We start from the raw sequence: 20,846 nt of genomic DNA, 5'->3' as shown, positions 1-20,846 counted from the left end.
CGGGCATGTCCGAAAAGGACCCATGAACCCCCAGGTGCAGGCAAGATGAAGATCGACACCCGGCATCGCGGCATGGAGCACCTCGTGAACGACATACCCGGCATCGACACGACTGTGCCGAGTTCGGCACGGATCACCAACTACTGGCTCGGCGGCAAGGACAACTACCCGATCGACCGCGAGGTCGGCGACGCGATCGCGCGCGTCCACCCCGACATCGTCACGATGGCGCGGCACGACCGCGCCTTCATCGGCCGCTCCGTCCGGTACCTGGCGGGCGAGGCCGGCGTCCGCCAGTTCCTCGACATCGGCACCGGCCTGCCCACCCAGGACAACACCCACGAGGTCGCGCAGCGCGTCGCCCCCGACTCCCGCATCGTCTACGTCGACAACGACCCGATGGTCCTGGCGCACGCCCGCGCGCTGCTCACCTCCACGCCCGCGGGCGAGACCGCCTACATCGACGCCGACCTGCGCGACCCCGACGCCATCATCGAGAAGGCCCGCGAGACCCTCGACTTCTCCGCGCCGATCGCCGTCATGCTCATCGGCATCCTGCAGCACATCGTCGACGACGCCGAGGCCGAGTCGATCGTCCGGCGGCTCATCGAGCCCCTGCCGTCCGGCAGCCACTTCGTCCTCGTGCACGACACCGCCGACTTCCACGGCCAGTCCGTCCTGGACGCGATGGAGACGTTCATGGCCGAAGGCGGCCTGCCGATCTGCGCCCGCGACCACGCGCAGATGGAGCGCCTCATGGACGGCCTCGACCTCGTCGACCCCGGCATCGTCTCGACGTCCCGCTGGCGCGTCGGCCTCGACAGCCCATGGGGCGAGGCCGAGAACGTCGCCCAGTACAGCGCGGTGGGCCGCAAGCCCTGACCCGTCAGCCCGCCATGTCGAGGACGAACCGGTAGCGGACGTCGTTGCGCGCCGGCCGTCCCAGCGCGGCGTCCACCGCCCGCGCCGGGACCACCTCGGTCTCCGCGACGATGCCGCTGCCCCGCGCAACCGTGCCGAAGGAGGTCAGGCGGACGCGACACCGGCCCGGCGATCCTGCGCGGTCACGACACCTCCGCGCCCATCTCCCTGGCGATCTCCGCCGCCGCCTTCTCGGCGTCATCGGGCAAGCGCCGTCCCGCGGCGGGCCCGGTCCGCCATCGGTAGGTGCCGCCGTCCCAGGCCACGAACCGGGGGCCGAGCCACCTGTACGTCACTCGCACGTGCGGCAGGTCCCGGTCGTCGCGTTCCAGGGAGGCCGCCATCTGGGGCGCGCACCGGCGGAGCGCGGCGTGCAACTGCGCGTCCCGGCCGAACATTTCGATGCTTTCCATTTCTCCTCACGGAAGTCGCGGGACGGTGTCAGGGCGCGACGAGGCCGCCGAAAGCGGCCCGCAGCCATCCCCGGCGCGGCGCGCGCCGGCGGCGTCCGCTGCGGCGGGGCGCCGGAGCGGGCGGCGCGGCGGCGAACCGGGCGCGGACGTCCCTCGGTCCGGGCGGTGGCGCGGCGCGGCGGACGCCGAGGGCGTTCAGGCGGCGGGCCAGTTCGGCGGGCGTCGCCGCTTCGACCAGGTGGCAGGCGCCCGCGCGGTCGCGGGCCAGCGCCCACCAGCTCCCGGTGGCCGCGCCCAGCCAGGCGGACGTCCCGGGGAACCGGCGCGCCACCTCGGCGGCCACCCGTGCCTGCGGCGTGCTCACCGCGCGGTCTCCGTCCCGACCTGATCGGACGCGAGGCGGCCGAGGGCCCACGTCACCGCGTTCATGATCTGGTCGGCCTCGGCGACGGGCTCGTGCCCGGGGCCGAAGAACCACACCCGGCCGCCGTCGTCGGTGCGCGGACGGCACGTGACGGTGACGGTCGCGGGGCTCGCCCCGGGCCCGCACCCGGGGACGTCGGGATTATCGATGCGCAGCCCGCTCGAACTCAGCTCGACCTCGAGGCGTCGCGCCGACAGGTGCGCGGCGAGCGCCGCGAGATGGTGTTGCGGGGTCGTACGATCCGTCATGGGTCGGAACCGCCTTCCGGCCGAGGCCCCGGATCTTCGGCTGTGAGCACAGCGGGCGGGGGCCGCCTTACGTTCGGACGTGCGGGCGTCGCACGCCCACGCACCGATGCTGAAGGCCGGCAAGGCTCGGGAGTGACACAGCTTGTGTCACCGCTCCGAGCTGCTCAGACGATCCGGGCCCACTCCGCGAACGCCACCAGAGGGTGCGGCGGGGACACGTGCAGACGGAGCAGGGTGTCGAGCGCGTCGTGCACGAACGGGTGCTCACGCACGTGTTGTGGAGCGATCTGGCGCGCGGCACGCAGCGACGCGAACGCCTCGTCGCGCTTCCCCAGCCAGAGCTGCGCTCGGGCGACGTCGATGAAGTAGTGCGAGCGTCGTTCGGCGGGCAGAGCCCTGAGCAGGCTTTCCCGCTGCTCGCGATCGGCTCGGGCCGCCAGCGCCACGGCACGCGCCGGATCGCCGAGTTCGGTCGCGACCGAGACCTCGTGGACGTGCAGTGACGCGGGGCCGAAGGCGGTCCCGTTGTAGACGCCTTCGGGGACCCGCTCCGCCAGGACGCGGGCCTGCTCGAGATGTTCGTCGACGGCTGCGGCGTTCTCGGTCAGCCGGGCCGCCACGACGGCGGCGCGCATGTGCAGAGCGCCCGCTGCGGCGCGGAGGTCCGGCGTGTCCGGTTCGGGAAGAGCGTCGAGGGCGTTTTCCAGCGCGCGTAGTCCGGCCGCGAGATTGCGGCCGGCCGCGAAGAAGACTTCCGTGCGCACATAGGCGGCAGTGGCGACCAGCGCCGGATCCTCGGCGAGGTCGGCAGAGCGGCGCATCAGCTCGATCAGGCGCGCCGAGAGATCGTAGTAGCCGTACTTGTAGGCGACGGCGTCCGCCGCGCGGTGGGCGGCCACCGACAGGGCCGCGGCGGTTCGGCGCTCGGGGCCGCCGTTCAGAACGGCGCGCGACAACTCGGCCAGCAGCGGCGGCAGTTCTTCGGCGAGGCGGGTGTACTGGGACGTCAGGCGCCGCTGTGTGGCGGCCGCCACCGCCGATGCCAGCCGCTCCGGCGACCGGACCGGGCCGTCGTCGGGGATGTCGTGAACGTCGATGGCGGCGCGCAGGTTCGGCACCGCGGCGTGCACCCGGCTGTCGGTGTGCGCGCGGCGGCCGGTCAGGGCCTCCGGGTCGGTACCGAGCGCGGCGGCGAGCGCGTCCAGGACGCGATCGGTCACCGGCCGGGCACCCTGCTCGACCTTGCGGAGCAGGCTCAGCGAGATGTGGGCGTCCTCGGCCAGCCGTCGCTGGCTGAGGCGGCGCGCCTTCCGCAGGCCGGCGATTCGCCGACCGATCTGTGCGTCCGGGATCACTGCGGGCTCCGTAAGGGCTGGATCCTGCGGGGACGGTACCTCGCGCCGGAAGATCAGCGCAGGAGTTCCGGGAGGTCGGTCAGGCGATCGACCAGCCAGTCCGGGGCGCCGGCGCCGGTCGGGTCGTCCGCCCACAGGTATCCCCACGGGCCCCGGCGTACGAGCGCCGTCCGCAACCCGGCCGCCTTGGCCGGAACGATGTCGTTGGCCGGGTGGTCCCCCACGTACACGATTTCGTGCGGGGCGCCGGGAGCCCATTCGGCCAGCCGGGCGAAGAAGGCGGGATCCGGTTTGGCCGCGCCCCACTCCTGCGAGGTGACGATCGCGTCGGCGGGGAGGTCCAGCGCCCGGAGGCATTCGCCCGCACGGGCGGTCTGGTTCCCCGCGATGCCGATCCACAATCCCCGTCCGCGGAGCTCGGCCAGCGCCGGACGGACGTCGCCGTACAGGTCGTCCTCCGTGATCCGCTCCCCGCGTCCCGCGTCCTCACGGGCACGGCGTTCGGCCGGCAGGTCGAGGCCCGGCCGGATGAGGCGGAGCGCCTCGGCGTTGTCGCGCCCCTGCGCGGTGACGGCGCCGACCAGTGCCGACATGGTGTGCGCGGGGACGCCGAGCCAGTCGGCCCACGCCCGCCACTCTCGCGTGTCGTCCACCAGGGTTTCGCCGACGTCGAACACCACAGAGATCACCATCCCAGCGTACGAGCAGGGCGCGTCTCGCTCGTCCGGTCGCGCGGGGCGGGGTGTGCGGGCGGGGCGGCGGCCGGGTTCGGTCAGTGGGGGTGGGCGGGGCGACTGTGCCAGCATATGGTGGCGGGGTAGCCGTGCCGAGGGGTGGTCGCGTGGTCCGAGAACGGAATCGACTCCGTTGCCGAACGGTCAGGGCCGCGGTCGCCGCGGCCGCTTCGCTCGCCTGCGCCGCCGCGCTCGCGACCGCCGCGGACGCCGCGCCGGGCGAGGCCGCGCCCGTCCGGGCCACCCCGCCGGACGGGCCGTCCCGCGGCGTCACGCTCGTGACCGGCGACCGGGTGGCCGTCACCCCGCGGGACGGACGGACGCCGCGCGTCGACGTCGAACCCGGTCCGGGACGCGACGGTGTCGGGTTCTCCGTGCACGTGACGGAGCACGAGATCACCGTGACGCCGATGGACGCCGTGCCGCTGCTCGCGAAGGGACGGCTCGACCGGCGGCTGTTCGAGGTCCATCGGCTGCTGGCGTCCGGATACGGGGACGAACGGGACGACCTGCCGCTGATCGCGTCGCGTCCGGTCGCCTCCCTGAAGGCCGGACGGACGATCGCCGCCGGTGGGCTCACGGCGGTGCGGGCGGACAAGGACGGGCTGTCGAAGGCGTGGCGCGAGTTCGTCGGCGAACCTTCCGCGCGGCTGTGGCTGGACGGGAAGGTGAAGGCGAGCCTGGACGGCAGCGTCCCGCAGATCGGCGCGCCGGCCGCGTGGGAGAAGGGGCTCACGGGCGAGGGCGTCACGGTGGCCGTCCTCGACACGGGCGTCGACGCGGAGCACCCCGACCTGGACGTGGCGGAGGCGGCGAACTTCACGCCGGGCGCGTCGGCCGATGACGCGCACGGGCACGGGACGCACGTCGCGTCCGTCGTCGCGGGGTCGGGCGAGGCGTCGGGCGGCAAGTACCGGGGGGTCGCGCCGGACGCGCGGATCATCAGCGGCAAGGTGCTGGACGACACCGGGCAGGGCCAGGAGTCGTGGCTGATCGCCGGGATGACGTGGGCGGCGAAGGAGGCGAAGGCCGACGTCGTGAACCTGAGCGCGAGCTGCTTCTGCGACTCGCCGGAGGTCGATCCCGTGGAGCGGGCCGTCAACGAACTGTCGGCGGAGACGGGTGCGCTGTTCGTCGCACCGGCCGGTGATCTGTCGTGGCCGATCCCCGGGTTCGTCGCGCTCCCGGCGGCGGCGGAGTCGGCGCTCGCGGTGAGCGGCGTCGACCGGGAGGACCGGCCCGCGTCGATGGTGCAGGGCCCCCGGACGTGGGACTACCTGGTGAAGCCCGAGCTCCTGGCGCCCGGCGTGGGGATCGTCGCGGCGCGGGCGGGCGGCACGTCGGTGGGGGCGCCGGTGGACGGCTCGTACACCCGGCTGTCGGGGACGTCGGTCGCGACGCCGCACGTGACGGGCGCGGCGGCGCTCGTCGCGCAGCGGCATCCGGGGTGGGACGGCGAGCGGATCAAGTCGATGCTGATGGGCTCGGCGAAGCGGCTGCCGGTGGCGGCGGCGTCGCAGGGGGCCGGACGGGTCGACGCGGGCGCGGCCGTCGCGCGGAGCGTCGCGGCGTCGCCGCCGAGCCTGCACGCGGACGTGAAGTGGCCCGACTCCGGGACGTCCGAGGTCACGCGGACGGTGACGTACGCGAACTCGTCCGACGTGCCGGTCGAGCTGGAACTCGGCATCGACCTGGAGGGGCCGGACGGGGCGCGGCTCCCGGACGGGGCCGTGTCGCTGGACGCGCGGCGGGTGACGGTGCCCGCGAACGGCGAGGCGACCGTGGTCGTCGCGTTCCGGGGCCTCGACGACGTCACGGCGGGCGTCTACCAGGGCACGCTGACCGCCACCGGGACGGACGGCGCCGTGGTGACGCCGGTCGCCGCGTTCATGGAGCCGCCGACGAGCGTCGTCACGATCACGGGGACCGATCGTGACGGCGAGCCGGTCCCGTACTTCTGGGCGACCCTGACGAACCTGGAGACGGGCCGGTACTACGACGCCCGGCCGAACGGCGACGGCACGGCCACGGCGCGGGTGCCCGTGGGGACGTACGACGTCGCGGGGCAGTTCGCGACCGGTTCGTCCTGGACGAGCGGGTTCCGGAAGGTCTACGCGCTGAAGGCGGGGGCCAACGCCGTCCCGATGGACGCGCGGCGGACCACGCCCGTCGAGTTCACCAACGACACGCCGGGCGCGGAACTGACGGGCGCGACCGTGACGCTGAACCGGGTCGCCGGGCCCGGCTACGCGATCATGTACCTGTACGGGGACGCGCGGCGGCGGGTCTCGGTGCAGACGGGCGCGGACGAGCGGCTCGGGTACACGGCGCTGTCGACGTGGCAGAAGGCGGGCGCCGAGACCGGCCCGTACGTCTTCCACGACTTCCGCGACGCGGGCGGGGGCATTCCGGACGATCCATCGCTGCACACGCGCCGCGCGGACATGGCACGGATACGGACGTCGATCCGCGCTCTGGACGACGCCGCGAGCGGGTCGCTGCGCACGTCCGCCATCGGCACCGTGGAGACCGGGAGCCTCGGGACGAACGTGCCGCGGCCCGTGCCGGGCGACTTCACCCTGTACCTGCGGGCCGGTGGGGCCGTGCGCTGGGCCCAGGACCTGCGCATGTACGACGGCGCGGGCGGCGAGGTCGCGCGGATCTTCCGGGACGCGCGGTCGTACCGGGCCGGCCCCCACGTGGACGCGTGGAACGCGGCCGTCATCGGCCCCGCGCTCGACGACTGGGGCAACGAGCGGGACGGCAACGCGCTGGCGGTGGCGCCGGGCTGTTCGACGACGGGGGCGCTCGACTACTGCGGTCGCGGTTTCACGGGCACGGGCACGTTCTCGCTGAGCCGGGACGGCACGGTGCTGGCGGAGAAGGCGGTGACGCGAGGCGGCACACCCGACATCGAGGTGACGGTCCCGGCGGAGGAGGCCGCGTACACGATGCGGCACACGATCGCGCGGCCCGGCCGGCCGGTCTCGACCGAGCAGGAGACCGTCTGGACGTTCCGGTCGGCCGAGACCGGGGAGGCGGAGCAACTGCCGCTGCTGGTCGCGCGGTTCCTGCCCGCCGGGCTGGACGAGCGCAACCGGGCGCCCGGCGACCGGGCGACGCTCGTCCCGTACTGGGTCGAGCGCAACCCGGGCGCCGCGGCGGTACCGGTCGCGTCGATCAAGGTGGAGGCGTCGTTCGACGACGGCGCGACCTGGCGGGAGCTGCGGCCCGCCGGGGGCGCCGCGCTCGGCGTCGTCCGGATCGACCCGCCGGGCGGCGCCGAGTTCGTCTCGCTGCGGGCGACGGTGAAGGACCGCGACGGCAACGCGGTGACGCAGACGGTCGTCCGCGCCTACGGCCTGTCGTGAGGGGCACCGGCCGGTGGCCGCGCGGTCACCGGTCGGCGGCGAACGTCCGGTAGACGTCGAACGCGGGCTTCGGGGTGTAGTCGTCGTGGAGGAGCCCGAACCGGTGGAACAGCCCGTCGCGGGACGAGTCGGCGTCGCGGAGCGCGAAGTGCAGGTAGGCGCCGATCCCCGCGGGCGAACGGACGACCGCGTCCAGGACGGCCTCGAGGACCTCGGCCTGGCGTTCGGGGGTGCGGTCGGGGCCGGTCGGCCACCCGTTCTCGGTGATGTGCAGCGGCACGGTCGCCGGGATCCCGGCCGCCGTCATCGACTCGCGGTGCATCGCCAGGAGCCCGGTGGCGGCGGCTCCCGGGTCGGGCGCGGGCATGAACACGTCGGGGAAGAAGTCGAGGCCGACGTAGCCGAGCGCGTCCACGAAGGGGCCGCCGCCGAGGTCGGTCAGCTCGGTGAGGAAGCCGGCGGACGGGCCGAACAGCGGCGTCGTGTTGAAGCCGACGCGCAGGCCGTGCAGGCCGAGCCGGTCGGCCTCCGCGCGGGCGGCGACGACGCCCTCGACCAGGGCGCGGCGGACGCCGGGGTAGTGGCCGTCGAGCGTGGCGATACCGGCGACGTTGGGCTCCTCGGTGATCTGCAACGTCGCGGTCAGCGGGCCGTGGCGGCGCACGACCTCGCGGACGAACTCCAGGTAGCCGGGCACGTCGCCGGATTCCGACTGGTACTGGACGACGAGGTCGAGGCGGCGTCCCTCGCCCGCGTACCGCTCGACGTCCTGCGGGGTCTCCGTGCGGGGGCGTCCCGGGTCGGTGAAGGCCCGGTAGCCCCGCACCAGGAACGGCCCGTTTCCCTGCAGCGTCCGCAGGGCCGCGAGGATCTCCGCGGGGTCGTCGGCGGGTCCGGTGGCGAGGCCGCCCTCGTCGTCGCCGGTGACCCCGCCCGGGTAGATGCCGAACTCCATCAGTCCTCCTCGACGTCGGGCCAGGCGAGCGTGCCGTCGGCGATCTCCGCGAGGACCCGCTCGACCCACGCCAGCTCGGCCTGGACGAGCGCTCGCGCGTACTCGGCCTCGATGACGTACAGGCGCGGGACGTCCGCTTCGGCGAGCCCGGTGTCGAGCCGGGCGAGGTCGTCGCGGAGCCGTCCGGCCCGTTCGGTGAGGGCGTCCGCCGCCCCCTCGGGCCCCAGCGCCCCGAGGTAGGCGACGGCCGTGAGGAACACCGGGTACTCCCGCCGCGGCACCCGGACCAGCTCGTCGAGCCGCCGGGTGAAGGCGTCGCGCCCGTCGCCGGTCAGCTCGTAGACGGTCCGGGCGGGGCGGCCCCCGTCCTGGACGGTCTCGCGGGCACGGGCCCAGCCCTGCCGTTCGAGCGCCGCGACGACGTCGTACAGCGACCCCCGGTTCGTCCGGACGTTCGTGCCGCGCTCGCGCAGCACGACGCCCATCTCGTACGGGTGCATCGGCCGTTCCAGCAGCAGGCCCAGCACCGCGAGGGCCAGCGGGTTGTCCACACTTCGCGCCATAGTCGCCCCCTGATATCAGAAACCGACTATAGCGCGATGCGTCCGCGCGCGGCACCGGCCTGGGCGCTACCGGGGGTCGGGAATGAGCCGGAACGCGATGAACGCCGGGAAGGTGTTCAGGTACGCGTGGTCGTCCGGGTGGGTGGCGGCCATCTCGGGGGCGGGCCGCGGTTCGAGCAGTTCCTCGATGAGGAAGCCGGCCCGCCGGAACACCGCGTTGAGGTCGGTGAGCGGGCGCCGCCACGCGCGGATCGGCCAGTCGTGATCCTCGCTGAGCGACTCCTCGACCACCTCGACGTCGAAGTAGGACCCGCCGAGCCGCTGCCACGACTTCGCCGGGTGCTCGGTGGACAGGACGACCGCGCCGGCGGGCGTCAGCACGCGGCGGAACTCGCGGAGCAGCGCGACCGGATCGTCCAGGTAGTGGACGGCGAGGGCGAGGACGACGAGGTCCACCGAGCCGTCCGGCACCCAGGTCAGCGGCTCGGCGAGGTCGTGGACGCGCAGGTCGGCGCGGCCGCCCGTCCGCTCCCGGGCCAGCTCGACGAACGTGGGGCTCGCGTCGCAGCCGAGGACCCGCGCGCCCCGCTCCAGCAGTTCGGCCGCGTACAGGCCGGGGCCGCACGCCGCGTCGAACACCGTCGCGCCCGCCACGTCGCCCGCGAGGCCGAGCACGGCCGGACGGTCGTAGAGGGCGTTGTATGCGCTGGACTCGGCGTGGGCGGCGTATTCACGGGCGAAGCGTTCGTACATGCCCCGATCATCCCAGCCGGGACCGCCCGGACGGTTCGTGCAGGTGCCCGCGGTACTCCCGGCCCTTGACCCGCAGGTCGACGCGGCGGAAGTCGGCCTCGCGCAGCGCGCACAGGCCGCTGCCGACGACCTCCCGGTAGATCCGGTCGGACACGACGAGCGCCAGGTCGCGGTCGGGCCGCTCGGCGAGCCGGCGGCGCACCGGCTCCGCGTCCAGCAGCCGCGCGACCAGCACCGGGGCGTCCCCGGCCGGGCCGAACGGCGACACCGGGCTCGTCACGACGAAGCCGTAGTGGACGGCGAGGCGGAGCCGCAGGCGGGGCCCGGGACGGCCGGCGCGCGCGAGCCGCGCCAGTTCGCGCTCGATGTTCGCGGGGAGCCGGCCGACGATCCGGGCGTAGTCGATGCCCTCGGGCAGGACGACCAGGGCGCCGTCGCCGCCCGGTTGCAGCCGCCAGCGGCGCGGGTCGACACCGGTGGCGAGGGCCGCGCGGCCCAGCACCCGCGCGAGGTCCCGCTGGGCGTCGTCCTGCATTTTCGCAATGCGTCCGCCGAAGTTCTCGATGTCGACGCCGAACACGAGCCGCGGCTGCATGGAACGGACGGACGTGTCACCGGCGGCGAACTTCGACGGGTTGAGGAATCGGAAGGGATTTCCGGACGGTGACGGCACTGCAAAGATCCGCATGGTGTCCTCTTCTGTTCGGGCCCCGCTTCCCGAACGTAGGATGACATGCGGATCCGCCCTTTACCAGGCGCCTTTCGGGCCGCCGGGAGCAGAGTGGCAGGTGGCATCGAGCCATCCGGCGCGACGACACGGAGCACAAGTGAATATGGCCGCTGGGTCATCCGGAAAAATGACTGGTCTCCGCGATGACACCATTGGGCATATTCCAGTTCGCCACATGGCACGGCGACAGTTGTCCGGAACGGCGGCCGAGAAATTTTCGACCGCGCCCCCGGGTATGCGGGGCCGGGGGCAGTGCGGTGAATGCCGGGAACCGGTACAACAGGGTGAAACCGCCAGCGCTCCCGGCGGGTCAGATCTCCTGACACGTACAGGCGACGGCCGGAGGGAGAAGATCCGTGAGCAGTGGCGACGACCCCGCCGGCCGGGCGGACACGGGCAAGGACCGGCCGGGCGCGCCCGGCCCGTACGCCGACCTGGCGCGGGCGCCCCGGCCGCAGGCGAACCGGACGCGCGCGGGCCGGACGCGCGCGGACCGGGCCGGCCGTCCCGCGTCCGGGGGCGAACCCGCGGGGCCCGCGTGGCTCGTCGTGCCGCTCCGCGCGATCGCCTTCGTGATCGTCCTGCCGTTCCGGCTGCTGTACGACCTGATCCGGGTGGTCGGCAGGGGTCTCGGGCGGGTGTTCGGCGGTATCTGGAACGCCCTGTACAGGTGGATTCTCGCGCCCGTGGGCCGCGCCATCGGTGTGACGCTGTACTACCTGCTCGTCGTCCCGGCGCGGTGGGTCCACCGGGTCCTGCTGACCCCGCTCGGGCACGGTATCGCCGCGGCCCTCCGGTGGATCGGGTGGCTGCTCGGCCTCGTGCTGCTGACGCCGCTGCTGTGGCTGCTGAACGTGCTGATCGCGATCCCGGCCGTCTTCCTGTGGAAGTACGTCCTTTACCCGCCGCTCTTGTGGATCGGGAAGATGTTCAAGGCCGTGGGGCGCGGGCTGGCCTGGGCGTGGAACGTCCTGATCGTGACGCCGTGGGGGTACGCCGCCCGGTTCCTCAAGTGGCTGTGGCGGGTGTTCGTCGCGACGCCGTCCAGGTGGCTGTGGACGAACGTGCTGAGCCCCGTCGGGCGCGGCATCGGCGCCGTCGGGAACGTGGTCGTCGGCGTCCCCTACCGGGCCGTCCGGCAGGCGCTCCGCGACGTGCGGCTGACGCTCCGGCGCATGTTCCGCGGCGCGTGAGCCCGCCGCGTGAGCCCGCCGCGTGAGCCCGCTGTGTGAGCCCGCCGTGTGCGGGCCGCGCATGGGAAGCGCGCCGGTTCCCGGGGGAACCGGCGCGCATCATGCTACTTCTCGTTCTCCGCGGCGGGCCGCTCGTTGCGTTCCCGCATCTTCTCGAGCAGTTCGCGCTTCGCCGCGGCGGCGTCGTTCCGGTCGCCGGACGTCCGCGCCGTCTCGCCGCGCAGCCGGCGCCGCGAGACGTTGTTGCGCTGGCCGCCGACGCCCAGCAGTCCGTTCCGGCCCTTCTTGGCCATGGTCACTCCCGTGCATCTCGTGCCTGAATGGTCCGCACGTCCGGCTGCGGGAGCACGGCGGATCTCAGCCGCCGATCGCTTCCCGGCCGGACTGGTCGGCGGGGCGGGGGCGGTACGCCCGGATCGGAAGCGGCCACCATCCGGTGGCCAGGGCATTGATCAGCATGCGGTCAGCCTACGCGGCAGGGCACCGGGCCGTCGAAAGGTTTTTCCTGGGATACTGGCGGCGATGTACCGACTCCTGTTCGCACTGGTCGTCGCCCGGGTCCCGGCCGAGACCGTGCACCACCTGACGATGCGGGCGCTGCGGGCGATCCAGACCGTGCCGGGACTCGCGCCCCTGCTGCGCCGCCTGCTGGCCCCCCGCGACCCGGCCCTGGCCGTCCGCGCGTTCGGGCTCGACTTCCCGAGCCCGCTGGGCCTCGCCGCCGGGTTCGACAAGGACGCCGTCGCCTACGAGGCCCTCGGCGCGTTCGGGTTCGGGCACGTCGAGATCGGCACGGTGACCGGGCGCCCGCAGCCGGGCAACCCGCGGCCCCGGCTGTTCCGGCTGCCCCTCGACCGGGCCGTCGTCAACCGGATGGGGTTCAACAACGCGGGCTCCGAGGCGGCCGCCGAGCGCCTCCGCGGGCGCGGCGGCGCCACGATCGTCGGGGTCAACATCGGCAAGACGAAGGCCGTGCCGGAGGCCGAGGCCGTCACCGACTACGTCGCGAGCGCCCGGCGGCTCGCGCCGTTCGCCGACTACCTCGTCGTCAACGTCAGCTCCCCGAACACCCCCGGACTGCGGAACCTGCAGGCCGTCGAGCACCTGCGGCCGCTCCTCGGCGCGGTCCGCGAGGCCGCCGACCACGCCGCGGGCCGGCACGTCCCGCTGCTCGTCAAGATCGCCCCGGATCTCGCCGACGCCGACGTCGACGCCGTCGCCGACCTCGCCGTCGACCTCGGCCTGGACGGCGTCATCGCCACCAACACCACCATCGGCCGCGACGGCCTGCGCAGCGCCCCCGAGCTGGCCGCCGAGACCGGCGGGCTGTCCGGCGCCCCGCTGAAGGACCGCTCGGTCGAGGTGCTGCGCCGCCTGCGCGCCCGCGCCGGCGACCGGCTCGTCCTCGTCTCCGTCGGCGGCGTCGAGACCGCCGACGACGTGTGGGAGCGTGTGCGCGCGGGCGCCACGCTCGTCCAGGGGTACACGGGGATGATCTACGGCGGGCCGCTGTGGGCGCGCCGCGTCCAGCTCGACCTGGCCCGCCGCCTGCGCGGCAGCGCCTTCGCGACCATCGAGGACGCCCGCGGCTGAGCCCGCGCGGGTCAGCGGAAGAAGCCGTCCGCGATCAGCTCCGGGAGGACGGCGTCCGCGTGCGCGCGCACGCTGTCGGCGTCCATCCCGGTGAGGCGCGCGATGGCGTCGAGGAGCGGCTCCAGGGGCAGCGAGCCGTCGCAGACCCCGGCGAGGCCCGCCTCGACCGTCCCGACGCCCGCCGCCCGGCGGAGCCGCCCGGTCTGCCGGAGGACGATCCGTTCCGGGTCTTCGGCGCCGGGCGGGCCGATCTGCTCCTGCACCAGCCCGGGCGCCGCGCGCAACGTTCGTCCACAGGCTGTGGAGAACTCGGCGCCCGCACGGAACCCGTCGAGGACGTCCGCCACGTAGGCGCCCACGGGTTCCTCGACCGCGTGCCGCAGCTCCTCGACCCGGACCGGGCCGTCGCCCCGCCGCAGCGTGATCCACCCGAACCCGACGCCCGTCACCCGGTGCCGCTCGAAGTGCCCGAGCCACGCCTCGTACCGCGCGCGGTACTCGGGCGTCCCCGCCTCGCACGAGTCCCGCAGCCACAGCTCCGCGTACTCCGCCGGATCCTGCACGTCCCGCTGCACGATCCACGCCTCGCACCCCGACGCCTCCGCCCAGCCGCCGACGCGCTCGTCCCACGGCACCCCGTCCACGTGCAGCCAGTTGGCCAGGAGCTGGCAGTATCCCCCGTCGTTCAACATCCCGGCGGACTCCGTGACGAGCCGCCTGCAGAAGTCGTCACCCGGCATTCCGGACTCGCGGTAGGTGAACGTCCGGTCGCCGGGCGGCGCGACCACGAACGGCGGGTTCGAGACGATCAGGTCGAACCGCCGCCCCCGGACGGGCTCGAACAACGGCCCGTCCAGCACCTCGACGTCGTCCGTTCCGGACAGCGCGAAGCTCATCCGCGCCAGTTCGAGCGCCCGCGCGTTGACGTCCGTCGCGGTGATCCGGCGCGCCTGCCCGCGCGCCGCCAGGTGCACCGCCTGGACGCCGCATCCCGTGCCGAGATCGAGGACGTTGTCCACAGGCCTGTGGACGACCAGCCGCGCGAGGCTCGCCGACGCCCCGCCCGCGCCCACGACGTGATCGGGCGCCGGGACCCCGTCGCCCGGCCGCACCTTCCGGTCCGACACGACGTACCCGGCGTGCCCGTCCCCGCCGACGTCCTCCAGCGGCTCGACATGGAACAGGCCCCGGACCTCGCCGCCCGACTCCTCCGCGAGCCCCGCCCGGACGAGCTCGCCCGTCGTCCCGTCCGCGGGCACGGGCACCTGGAGCCAGAACAGCCGGGTCAGGGTCTCCAGCGCCGAACCGCCCCCGGTCGCCCGCAGCGCGGGCACGATCTCGTCCCGCGCCAGCGCCCCGCCCGCCACCGGCCCCAGCAGCGCGCGCACACCGGCGACGGTGTACCCGGCCTCCAGCAGGACGTCACGGACACGGTTCAGCGGCACACGAAGATCGGACATCCCCCCATCCTGCCCGTCCGTCCCCGCCCGCACCGCCGAACACCCCGCGCGATCGACGACGGGCGCGGGGCGTCACGCGAGGTCCGGCCGTGCCGCCGTCCCGATCGGCGCGCGCGGGGAGCGCGGCGCGCGCGGGGAGCGCACGGCGGGCCGGGGTCAGGGGGTGTCGGGGCTCCAGGAGGCGACGAGGCGCAGGAGCCCCGGGAAGCGCTCGTCGAGGTCGGCGATGCGGACCTCGCTGCGGCGTTCGAGGCCGTACTGGCGCTGCCGGAGGACGCCGGCCTCGCGGAGCGCCTTGAAATGGTGCGTGAGGGACGACTTCGGGCGGTCGATGCCGAACCAGCCGCAGGGGTGGTCGAACTCCTCGCGGTCGAGGAGGAGCTTGCGGACGATCCCGAGGCGCAGCGGGTCGCTCAGGGCGCCGAGGACGACGGGGAGGCTCAGGTCCGCCACGTCGGGCTCGGGGAGCGGGGACGGCAGGCCGGCGGGTTCCGGCAGCACCTTGATGTCGGGCATGGGCGGCCTCCTCACCTTCAGTACGAGTTCGATCGTACTGGATGCTAAGTTCGATTCGATTCGTACAAGTACGAGCAAAGTCGAACTTAGGAGGTCCCGTGCGGGGATCGATGCGGTGGGTGTGGCTCGCGGCGTGGCCGGTCACGGCCGTGTTCGTGCTGTCGAACGCGGCGACGCCGCTGTACGTGCTGTGGCAGCGGGAACTCGGGTTCTCGGACGGCACGCTCACGGTCGTCTTCGCGTGCTACATCGCGGGGCTGATCGCCTCGCTGCTGGTCTCCGGCGTGCTGTCCGACCGGTTCGGCCGCAGGCCGGTGCTGCTGCCCGCGCTCGGGCTCGCCCTCGTCGCGTGCGCGGTGTTCGCCGCGGCCCCGTCCGTCGCCGCGCTGATGCTCGCGCGGCTGCTCACCGGCATCGCGGTCGGCGCGGTCGTGTCGGCCGGCATGGCGGCCGTGACGGACGTCGCGGGCCCGCGGCGCGCGCGCCTGGCCGCGCTCCTGGCGTCCACGGCGATGGTGCTCGGCGCGGGGCTCGGGCCCCTGCTGGCCGGGGTGCTCTCGGAGACGCTGCCCGCGCCCACGCGGACCGTGTTCGCCGTCGAGGCCGTCCTGCTCGCCGCCGCCGTCGCCGTGGTGGCGCGGATGCCGGCGGGACGGCCCGCGGCGCCGGACGCGCGCGGGTTCGTCCGGGTGCCCCGGGTGCCGCGCGGGGACGGCCGGCGCCTGGCGCTCGGCGTCGCGGTGTTCGCTCCCGGCATCACCGCGACGTCCTTCATGCTCTCGCTCGGCCCGTCCCTGCTGCACAGCGGGAACCGGGCGGTCGCGGGCGGAACGGCGTTCGCGATGTTCGGCGCCGCGACCGGGGTGCAGTTCGCGGCCCGCGCCCTGCCCCGGCGGACGATCCTGGCGGCCGGCGCGGCGGCCACCGCGATCGCGATGGCGTCGCTGGTGGCCGCCGTGTGGACGGGCCGGACCGGGGTGCTGCTCGCCGCGGCCGTCCTCGCCGGTGCCGGGCAGGGGCTCGGGCAGTTCGCCGGGCTGTCGCTGCTGAACGCGTCCGTGCCGCCGGGACGGCTCGCGGAGGCGAACGCCGCGTTCAACCTCGGCGGCTACGTGCCCGCGGGCCTGCTGCCGGTCGCCGCGGGCCACCTGGGCGACGCGGTCGGTCTGACGGGCGCCGCCACGGTGTTCGGCGCCGTGCTCGGCGCGTGCGCGATCGGCGGCGGCGCGTTCGTCCTCGCTCAGGCGAAGTAGTTCTCGAAGCCCTGCGCGAGGGAGTCGGCGATGCGCTCGCGGAACCGCGGGTCGGTCATCTTGGCCGCCTCGCCCGCGTTGCGCATGTTGCCGCACTCGATGAAGACCTTCGGGACGGTCGACAGGTTCAGCCCGCCGAGGTCGTCGCGGTAGTCCATCCCCTTGTCGCCCAGGTAGTTCGAGTAGGGGACGCCGGTGCCGTCCTTGAAGGCGTCGCGGAGGGCGAGGCCCAGCTCGCGCGACTTCGGCACCGTCTCGGCGTTCCGGCCGATCGACTCGGGCGCGATGATGTGGAAGCCGTGCCCGGACGCCGACGTGCCGTCCGCGTGGACCGAAAGGGCCGCGTCCGCCCTCAGCTTGTTGGCGATCTCGGCGCGCTCGGTGATGCACGGGCCGACGCCGTCGTCGCTGTCGCGGGTCAGCGTCACCTCGGCGCCCTCCGCCTCGAGCGCCTTCTCGAGCCGCTTGGAGACGTCCCAGGCGAACGCGTGCTCGGCGTAGCCGCCGTCCGTGCTGGTGCCGGTGGTGTCGCAGGCCTTGCTGCCGTTGCCGATCTCGACCTGCTTGTTGATCTCCTCCGGGTGGTCTGCGTTGCCGCCGTTGTGCCCGGGGTCGATGACGATGACCTTGCCGTCCAGGGGGGACGCGCCCGGCGCCGCGGAACGCTGCTGTTCGGCGCCCGCCGGGGACGTGGCGCCGGCGGTCGGAGGCTGCGCCGCGTCACCGGACCCGCCGCCGGTGCCGCAGGCGACGAGGGCGCCGAGGCTCAGCGCGAGACCGGCGACCGCGGGGCCGCCTCGTTTGATGCGCACAGGCCGATTCCTCCGTGATGGGTTCGTTATCGCCGATGCCAGTCTGCACCCGGCATCGAGTTCGTCAAACGAAAGTCACGCGGAACGGCATTCCCGATCAGCGAAGAGGATCTTCCCGGCCGAGCAGGGCGGCGAGCGCCCGCGCCTCCTCCGCGTCCAGGCCGAGCACGACGCGGGGGCGCCCCCACGGATGGTCGATGGAGTGCGCCACGTAACTCGCGACGGACTCCGACACCTGCTCGGCGAGGCCGCGCGCGTGCCTCCACCGCGACCAGGCCCGTTCCAGCTCGCTCGCGGCGCGCTGCGCGCACGACACCAGCTCCGGATCACGCACGGCCGAACCCCCCATCGTCCATGACGCACCTCCCGTGCCCGCTCGCGCGGGTCCGGGCCGGACGGCCGCGCCGGCGCCCGGCCGGGGGCCGTCCGGCCCGCTGTCCCCTGCCCACCGAACGGTGAGTCCATTAAGCCCCCGGCGACCGTCCGCGGTCCGGGAAATGCACCGGCCTTGGCCCGCCCCTTACCCGATGCGCACCTGTTCGGGATGCGGAGCGGGCGGCCCGGGCCGTGCGCCGCTGCGATCGGGGGGCTGATCACGCGGCGATCCCTCGGACGGGCCGGAGCGATGCGGCGATCCCACGCGCGCTCGTCGCGGGGGGAAAGGCCCCCCGGGGCCTGACGACGAGGGCGGCGGATCACGCGGGGGCGGGGCCTGTCGTGGAGCGGACGACCAGGTGGGGAACGACGAGGTTCTGGCGGGGGGCGCGGGAGGGGTCGCCGATGCGGGCGGCGAGCATCTCGGCCGCGAGGCGGCCCATGTCGCGGCGCGGCTGGTCGACGCTCGTGAGGGAGATGTGGCGGATGGCCGCGAGGTGGGTGTTGTCGTAGCCGATGACCGACAGGTCGGCGGGGACCCGCAGGTCGAACTCCACCGCGGCGGAGAGCGCGCCGGTCGCGACCAGGTCGTTCGGGGCGAAGATCGCGGTGGGCCGGTCGGCGCGGCGGAGCAGGCCGCGGGCCGCGCGGTAGCCGCCCTCCTCGGTGAAGTCGCCGGGCTGGACGGCGATCTCCCGTTCGAGCCCGTGCCGCCGCATCGCCTTCTCGTAGCCGATGCGCCGGTACCGGGCGGCGGTGGAGCGGGTGCCCTCGATGTGGGCGATGCGGCGGTGGCCGAGCGAGACGAGGTGGTCGACGGCGAGGCTGGCGCCCAGCTCGTCGTCGTCGACGACGATGTCGACGCCCTTGACGTCCCGTTCGCCGACCACGACGACGGGGACGCTCGCCGCCGCGTCCTTCAGCGACTCGGGGACGACGCTGAGCAGCACGAGGCCGTCCACCCGCATCTCCAGGAACGCCTCGACCGCCTCCGCCTCGAACATCGGGTCCCAGCGGCCGCTGCCGACGAGCATGCGGAGCCCGGCGCCGTGCAGGCTCTCCTGCAGGCCGTCGAGGAACTCCGCGAAGAACGGGTTGTGCAGGTCGGCGACGATCGCGCCGATGAGCCGCGTGCGGCCCTCGACGAGGCTGCGGGCCACGGCGTTCGGCCGGTACCCGAGTTCCCGCGCGGCCTGCAGGACGGCCTGCCTGCGGCGCTCGCTGACGTGCGGGGAGCCGCGCATCACCAGGGAGACGAGGGACTTGGAGACCCCGGCCCGCTCGGCGACGTTGCGGATCGTCGGCTTCGGCGCGGGCACGGGCCTCCCCTCGTCGGGGGCGGCCGAGGAGGGGCGGCGCGGCCTCGGCACCACGACGTCCTCCTGCGTCTTGTGCGGGGGGTCAACTTCACCAGACATGGCACTCCGTCCAGGGGGGCCTGCGGGACCTGCCGTCACGGCGCGCCTGGGGCCGCGGCGCGCCGCCTCCGCGCGGGAGGAGATGCCATGATGCCTCGGCTTCCCCACAAATCGTCGCAACAGGGAGTAACGGTCAGCCGCCAATGCGGGTTCGGGTCTGTGGTGTCCCGGATCACACGACGGTCCGGAGCGGGTCACGGGAGGGTGACGGGACGCGCCGCGGCCGGGTCGGCGCCGCATGCCCCGGCCGGGGGCTCGGATACGCTTCCCAGGTGGCAGAACGTGCGGTGACCGGTGACAGGGCGCGGAGCCGGCAGCGCGGCGGGCAGGGACGTCGCAGGCTCAGCGTGGACGAACGACGGGAAGAACTGATCGAGGCGGCCCTGCAGTTGTTCAGCACGCGGTCGCCGGAGGACGTCTCCATCGACGACGTCGCGGCGGCGGCGGGGGCGTCCCGGGCGCTCGTCTACCACTACTTCGGCGGCAAGTACGAGCTGTACATCGCGGCGCTCGGCAACGCGGCGAACAAGCTGTCGGTGCTGCTGGAGCCGCCGACCGAGGGCAAGCCGCTGGAGCGGCTCGGCATCTCGCTGGAGCGTTACTTCGACTTCGTGGAGAGCCACGCGGCGGGCTACACGGCCCTGCTGCGCGGCGGCCCGGCCGACCGGTCGGGCGAGGCCGGGGAGATCGTGGACGGCGTCCGCCAGCTGCTGCTGAGCCGGATCCTGCACTCGCTGGACGTGGACGTCCCGCAGCCGACGCTGCGGATCACGCTGCGCGCGTGGATGGCGGCCGTCGAGACCGCGGGCCTCGACTGGCTCGAGAACCGCGACGTCGGCCGGGCCGACCTCGAACGGCTCCTCGTGGACCACCTGGTCGTGATGCTGCACGTCGCGGGACGGCACGACCCCGGCACCGGGGCCCTGTTCGACCGCCTCGCGAACGAGGAGCTCACCACGGGACGGGCGTCCGGCTGAGCCCCCGCCGGACCGATTGGTCCATCCGGGGCGGGTGTGACGGCTGCGACTCTGGTGACCACTATCGGCCACCGCCTTGCCGCGCGCCCGGCTGGGGCCCGGCGCGCGTCCGGGGCGTGCCGGAGTCCCGCCCGCCGAGTCGCGGGCGGGACGTCCGATCGAACCGTGAGCGGGCCGGGACCGCGATTCTCGGATGACCGTGGTCCCGGGCCGTTCGCAGCCCCCCTGTGGTGCGTCCGGCGTGCCGGTGCGGGGCGCGCCGGCCGGAGCGGTTACTCCGAGCGCTGCTGCGGGATTCCCGCGAGCAGCGCCCGCACCTCCGCTTCGCGGTAGCGCCGGTGCCCCCCCAGCGTCCGGATGGACGTGAGCTTGCCCGCCTTCGCCCAGCGCGTGACGGTCTTGGGGTCGACGCGGAACATCGTCGCCACCTCCGCCGGCGTCAGCAGGGGCTCGGCCTCTGGCGTACGTGCTGACATGTTTGCGGCCTCTCCTCCGTGGACCGATGACAGCGATCCTGCGAATGATCCTCGCGCGGTCACTGATGTCCCCTATGGCCCGAAAGAGCCACTATGACATCACAACGTGTAACCTTGCCACCACTGAGCGCAACAAGCAAGTTCCTGGCGTACGTTGCGGGCAAACATCCCCTCGAACGCCGCGAGCTGCGCATCGGCGATGAACAACGGGTCACGCTGCGTGATTCTAGCGACACGTATAGTCGTATCGCGCGCGGATTCGGGAATTTTGTTCAGTACGTCCATGGGACCGGCATCCCCGGCCGC

The 20,846-nt window shown here is 74.1% G+C and carries 23 protein-coding genes; 6 read left to right on the top strand and 17 right to left on the bottom strand.

All coding sequences use genetic code 11. The features are described from left to right. Nucleotides 1-45: 45 nt before the first annotated feature. Nucleotides 46-882 carry an SAM-dependent methyltransferase gene (locus tag ACFQ11_RS09435; RefSeq protein WP_378297612.1) on the top strand — a complete coding sequence of 279 codons (837 nt, stop codon included), beginning with the start codon at nucleotides 46-48 and terminating at the stop codon, nucleotides 880-882. Nucleotides 883-1,064: 182 nt separating this feature from the next. Here ACFQ11_RS09435 and ACFQ11_RS09430 read toward each other — a convergent pair whose 3' ends face one another. The 5 genes from ACFQ11_RS09430 to ACFQ11_RS09410 form a co-directional block, all read right to left on the bottom strand. Further along, nucleotides 1,065-1,334 carry a hypothetical protein gene (locus ACFQ11_RS09430; protein WP_378297611.1) on the bottom strand — a complete coding sequence of 90 codons (270 nt, stop codon included), beginning with the start codon at nucleotides 1,332-1,334 and terminating at the stop codon, nucleotides 1,065-1,067. 28 nt (nucleotides 1,335-1,362) lie between these two features. Then, nucleotides 1,363-1,698 (bottom strand): hypothetical protein, encoded by a 336-nt coding sequence (locus ACFQ11_RS09425; protein WP_378297610.1) that lies wholly within the window; start codon nucleotides 1,696-1,698, stop codon nucleotides 1,363-1,365. Further along, entirely contained in the window at nucleotides 1,695-2,006 is a 312-nt protein-coding gene (locus ACFQ11_RS09420; protein ID WP_378297609.1) for a hypothetical protein, read from the bottom strand. Before ACFQ11_RS09420 ends, ACFQ11_RS09425 begins: the two co-directional genes overlap by 4 nt. 164 nt (nucleotides 2,007-2,170) lie before the next feature. After that, nucleotides 2,171-3,361 carry a helix-turn-helix domain-containing protein gene (locus ACFQ11_RS09415; protein ID WP_378297608.1) on the bottom strand — a complete coding sequence of 397 codons (1,191 nt, stop codon included), beginning with the start codon at nucleotides 3,359-3,361 and terminating at the stop codon, nucleotides 2,171-2,173. A gap of 53 nt (nucleotides 3,362-3,414) precedes the next feature. Continuing rightward, nucleotides 3,415-4,053, bottom strand: coding sequence for an HAD family hydrolase (locus tag ACFQ11_RS09410; protein ID WP_378297607.1), 639 nt, complete (start codon nucleotides 4,051-4,053; stop codon nucleotides 3,415-3,417). A gap of 149 nt (nucleotides 4,054-4,202) precedes the next feature. Between ACFQ11_RS09410 and ACFQ11_RS09405 the strand changes: the two genes are divergently transcribed. Beyond that, nucleotides 4,203-7,466, top strand: a complete 3,264-nt coding sequence (locus ACFQ11_RS09405; protein ID WP_378297606.1) for a S8 family serine peptidase — start codon at nucleotides 4,203-4,205, stop codon at nucleotides 7,464-7,466. Nucleotides 7,467-7,491: 25 nt separating this feature from the next. Here ACFQ11_RS09405 and ACFQ11_RS09400 read toward each other — a convergent pair whose 3' ends face one another. The 4 genes from ACFQ11_RS09400 to ACFQ11_RS09385 form a co-directional block, all read right to left on the bottom strand. Beyond that, nucleotides 7,492-8,421 (bottom strand): hypothetical protein, encoded by a 930-nt coding sequence (locus ACFQ11_RS09400; protein WP_378297605.1) that lies wholly within the window; start codon nucleotides 8,419-8,421, stop codon nucleotides 7,492-7,494. Then, entirely contained in the window at nucleotides 8,421-8,984 is a 564-nt protein-coding gene (locus ACFQ11_RS09395) for a helix-turn-helix transcriptional regulator (RefSeq protein WP_378297604.1), read from the bottom strand. The genes ACFQ11_RS09400 and ACFQ11_RS09395 overlap by 1 nt, the downstream gene beginning before the upstream one ends. Nucleotides 8,985-9,050: 66 nt before the next feature. Then, complete coding sequence (locus ACFQ11_RS09390) at nucleotides 9,051-9,737, bottom strand: class I SAM-dependent methyltransferase (RefSeq protein ID WP_378297603.1); 687 nt, start codon at nucleotides 9,735-9,737, stop codon at nucleotides 9,051-9,053. 7 nt (nucleotides 9,738-9,744) lie between these two features. Continuing rightward, entirely contained in the window at nucleotides 9,745-10,332 is a 588-nt protein-coding gene (locus ACFQ11_RS09385; protein WP_378297602.1) for a hypothetical protein, read from the bottom strand. A 491-nt stretch (nucleotides 10,333-10,823) separates the two neighbouring features. On the opposite strand from ACFQ11_RS09385, the gene ACFQ11_RS09380 reads away from it, so the two are divergent. After that, nucleotides 10,824-11,660, top strand: a complete 837-nt coding sequence (locus tag ACFQ11_RS09380) for a hypothetical protein (RefSeq protein ID WP_378297601.1) — start codon at nucleotides 10,824-10,826, stop codon at nucleotides 11,658-11,660. A gap of 104 nt (nucleotides 11,661-11,764) precedes the next feature. Here ACFQ11_RS09380 and ACFQ11_RS09375 read toward each other — a convergent pair whose 3' ends face one another. Continuing rightward, on the bottom strand, nucleotides 11,765-11,953 hold the full coding sequence (locus ACFQ11_RS09375) for a DUF6243 family protein (RefSeq protein ID WP_378297600.1): 189 nt from the start codon (nucleotides 11,951-11,953) through the stop codon (nucleotides 11,765-11,767). Nucleotides 11,954-12,182: 229 nt separating this feature from the next. Between ACFQ11_RS09375 and ACFQ11_RS09370 the strand changes: the two genes are divergently transcribed. Further along, on the top strand, nucleotides 12,183-13,253 hold the full coding sequence (locus tag ACFQ11_RS09370) for a quinone-dependent dihydroorotate dehydrogenase (protein WP_378297599.1): 1,071 nt from the start codon (nucleotides 12,183-12,185) through the stop codon (nucleotides 13,251-13,253). An 11-nt stretch (nucleotides 13,254-13,264) separates the two neighbouring features. Here the strand turns inward: ACFQ11_RS09370 and ACFQ11_RS09365 are convergent, their stop codons facing one another. Further along, nucleotides 13,265-14,713, bottom strand: a complete 1,449-nt coding sequence (locus ACFQ11_RS09365) for a DUF7059 domain-containing protein (protein ID WP_378297598.1) — start codon at nucleotides 14,711-14,713, stop codon at nucleotides 13,265-13,267. Nucleotides 14,714-14,869: 156 nt separating this feature from the next. Further along, nucleotides 14,870-15,229 carry an ArsR/SmtB family transcription factor gene (locus ACFQ11_RS09360; RefSeq protein WP_378297597.1) on the bottom strand — a complete coding sequence of 120 codons (360 nt, stop codon included), beginning with the start codon at nucleotides 15,227-15,229 and terminating at the stop codon, nucleotides 14,870-14,872. A gap of 98 nt (nucleotides 15,230-15,327) precedes the next feature. Here ACFQ11_RS09360 and ACFQ11_RS09355 point away from each other — a divergent pair, with 98 nt between their 5' ends. After that, nucleotides 15,328-16,482 (top strand): MFS transporter, encoded by a 1,155-nt coding sequence (locus tag ACFQ11_RS09355; RefSeq protein ID WP_378297596.1) that lies wholly within the window; start codon nucleotides 15,328-15,330, stop codon nucleotides 16,480-16,482. On the opposite strand, the gene ACFQ11_RS09350 is transcribed toward ACFQ11_RS09355, so the two are convergent. The 3 genes from ACFQ11_RS09350 to ACFQ11_RS09340 form a co-directional block, all read right to left on the bottom strand. Then, nucleotides 16,470-17,294 (bottom strand): N-acetylmuramoyl-L-alanine amidase, encoded by an 825-nt coding sequence (locus ACFQ11_RS09350; RefSeq protein ID WP_378297595.1) that lies wholly within the window; start codon nucleotides 17,292-17,294, stop codon nucleotides 16,470-16,472. The genes ACFQ11_RS09355 and ACFQ11_RS09350 overlap by 13 nt on opposite strands. A 97-nt stretch (nucleotides 17,295-17,391) precedes the next feature. Continuing rightward, complete coding sequence (locus tag ACFQ11_RS09345) at nucleotides 17,392-17,628, bottom strand: hypothetical protein (RefSeq protein WP_378297594.1); 237 nt, start codon at nucleotides 17,626-17,628, stop codon at nucleotides 17,392-17,394. 361 nt (nucleotides 17,629-17,989) lie between these two features. Beyond that, nucleotides 17,990-19,087, bottom strand: a complete 1,098-nt coding sequence (locus tag ACFQ11_RS09340) for a LacI family DNA-binding transcriptional regulator (protein WP_378297593.1) — start codon at nucleotides 19,085-19,087, stop codon at nucleotides 17,990-17,992. A 272-nt stretch (nucleotides 19,088-19,359) separates the two neighbouring features. Between ACFQ11_RS09340 and ACFQ11_RS09335 the strand changes: the two genes are divergently transcribed. Next, nucleotides 19,360-20,064, top strand: coding sequence for a TetR/AcrR family transcriptional regulator (locus tag ACFQ11_RS09335; protein WP_378297592.1), 705 nt, complete (start codon nucleotides 19,360-19,362; stop codon nucleotides 20,062-20,064). Nucleotides 20,065-20,336: 272 nt separating this feature from the next. Here ACFQ11_RS09335 and bldC read toward each other — a convergent pair whose 3' ends face one another. Continuing rightward, nucleotides 20,337-20,540: a developmental transcriptional regulator BldC gene (bldC, locus tag ACFQ11_RS09330; RefSeq protein ID WP_012850682.1), complete on the bottom strand. Its 204-nt coding sequence runs from the start codon at nucleotides 20,538-20,540 to the stop codon at nucleotides 20,337-20,339. 99 nt (nucleotides 20,541-20,639) lie between these two features. Next, nucleotides 20,640-20,825, bottom strand: a complete 186-nt coding sequence (locus tag ACFQ11_RS09325; RefSeq protein WP_378297591.1) for a hypothetical protein — start codon at nucleotides 20,823-20,825, stop codon at nucleotides 20,640-20,642. Between the last annotated feature and the right edge of the window lie 21 nt (nucleotides 20,826-20,846).

Source organism: Actinomadura sediminis, assembly GCF_042675525.1.
GTDB lineage: Bacteria > Actinomycetota > Actinomycetes > Streptosporangiales > Streptosporangiaceae > Spirillospora > Spirillospora sediminis.
This window is presented reverse-complemented; position numbering and strand designations above follow the sequence as displayed.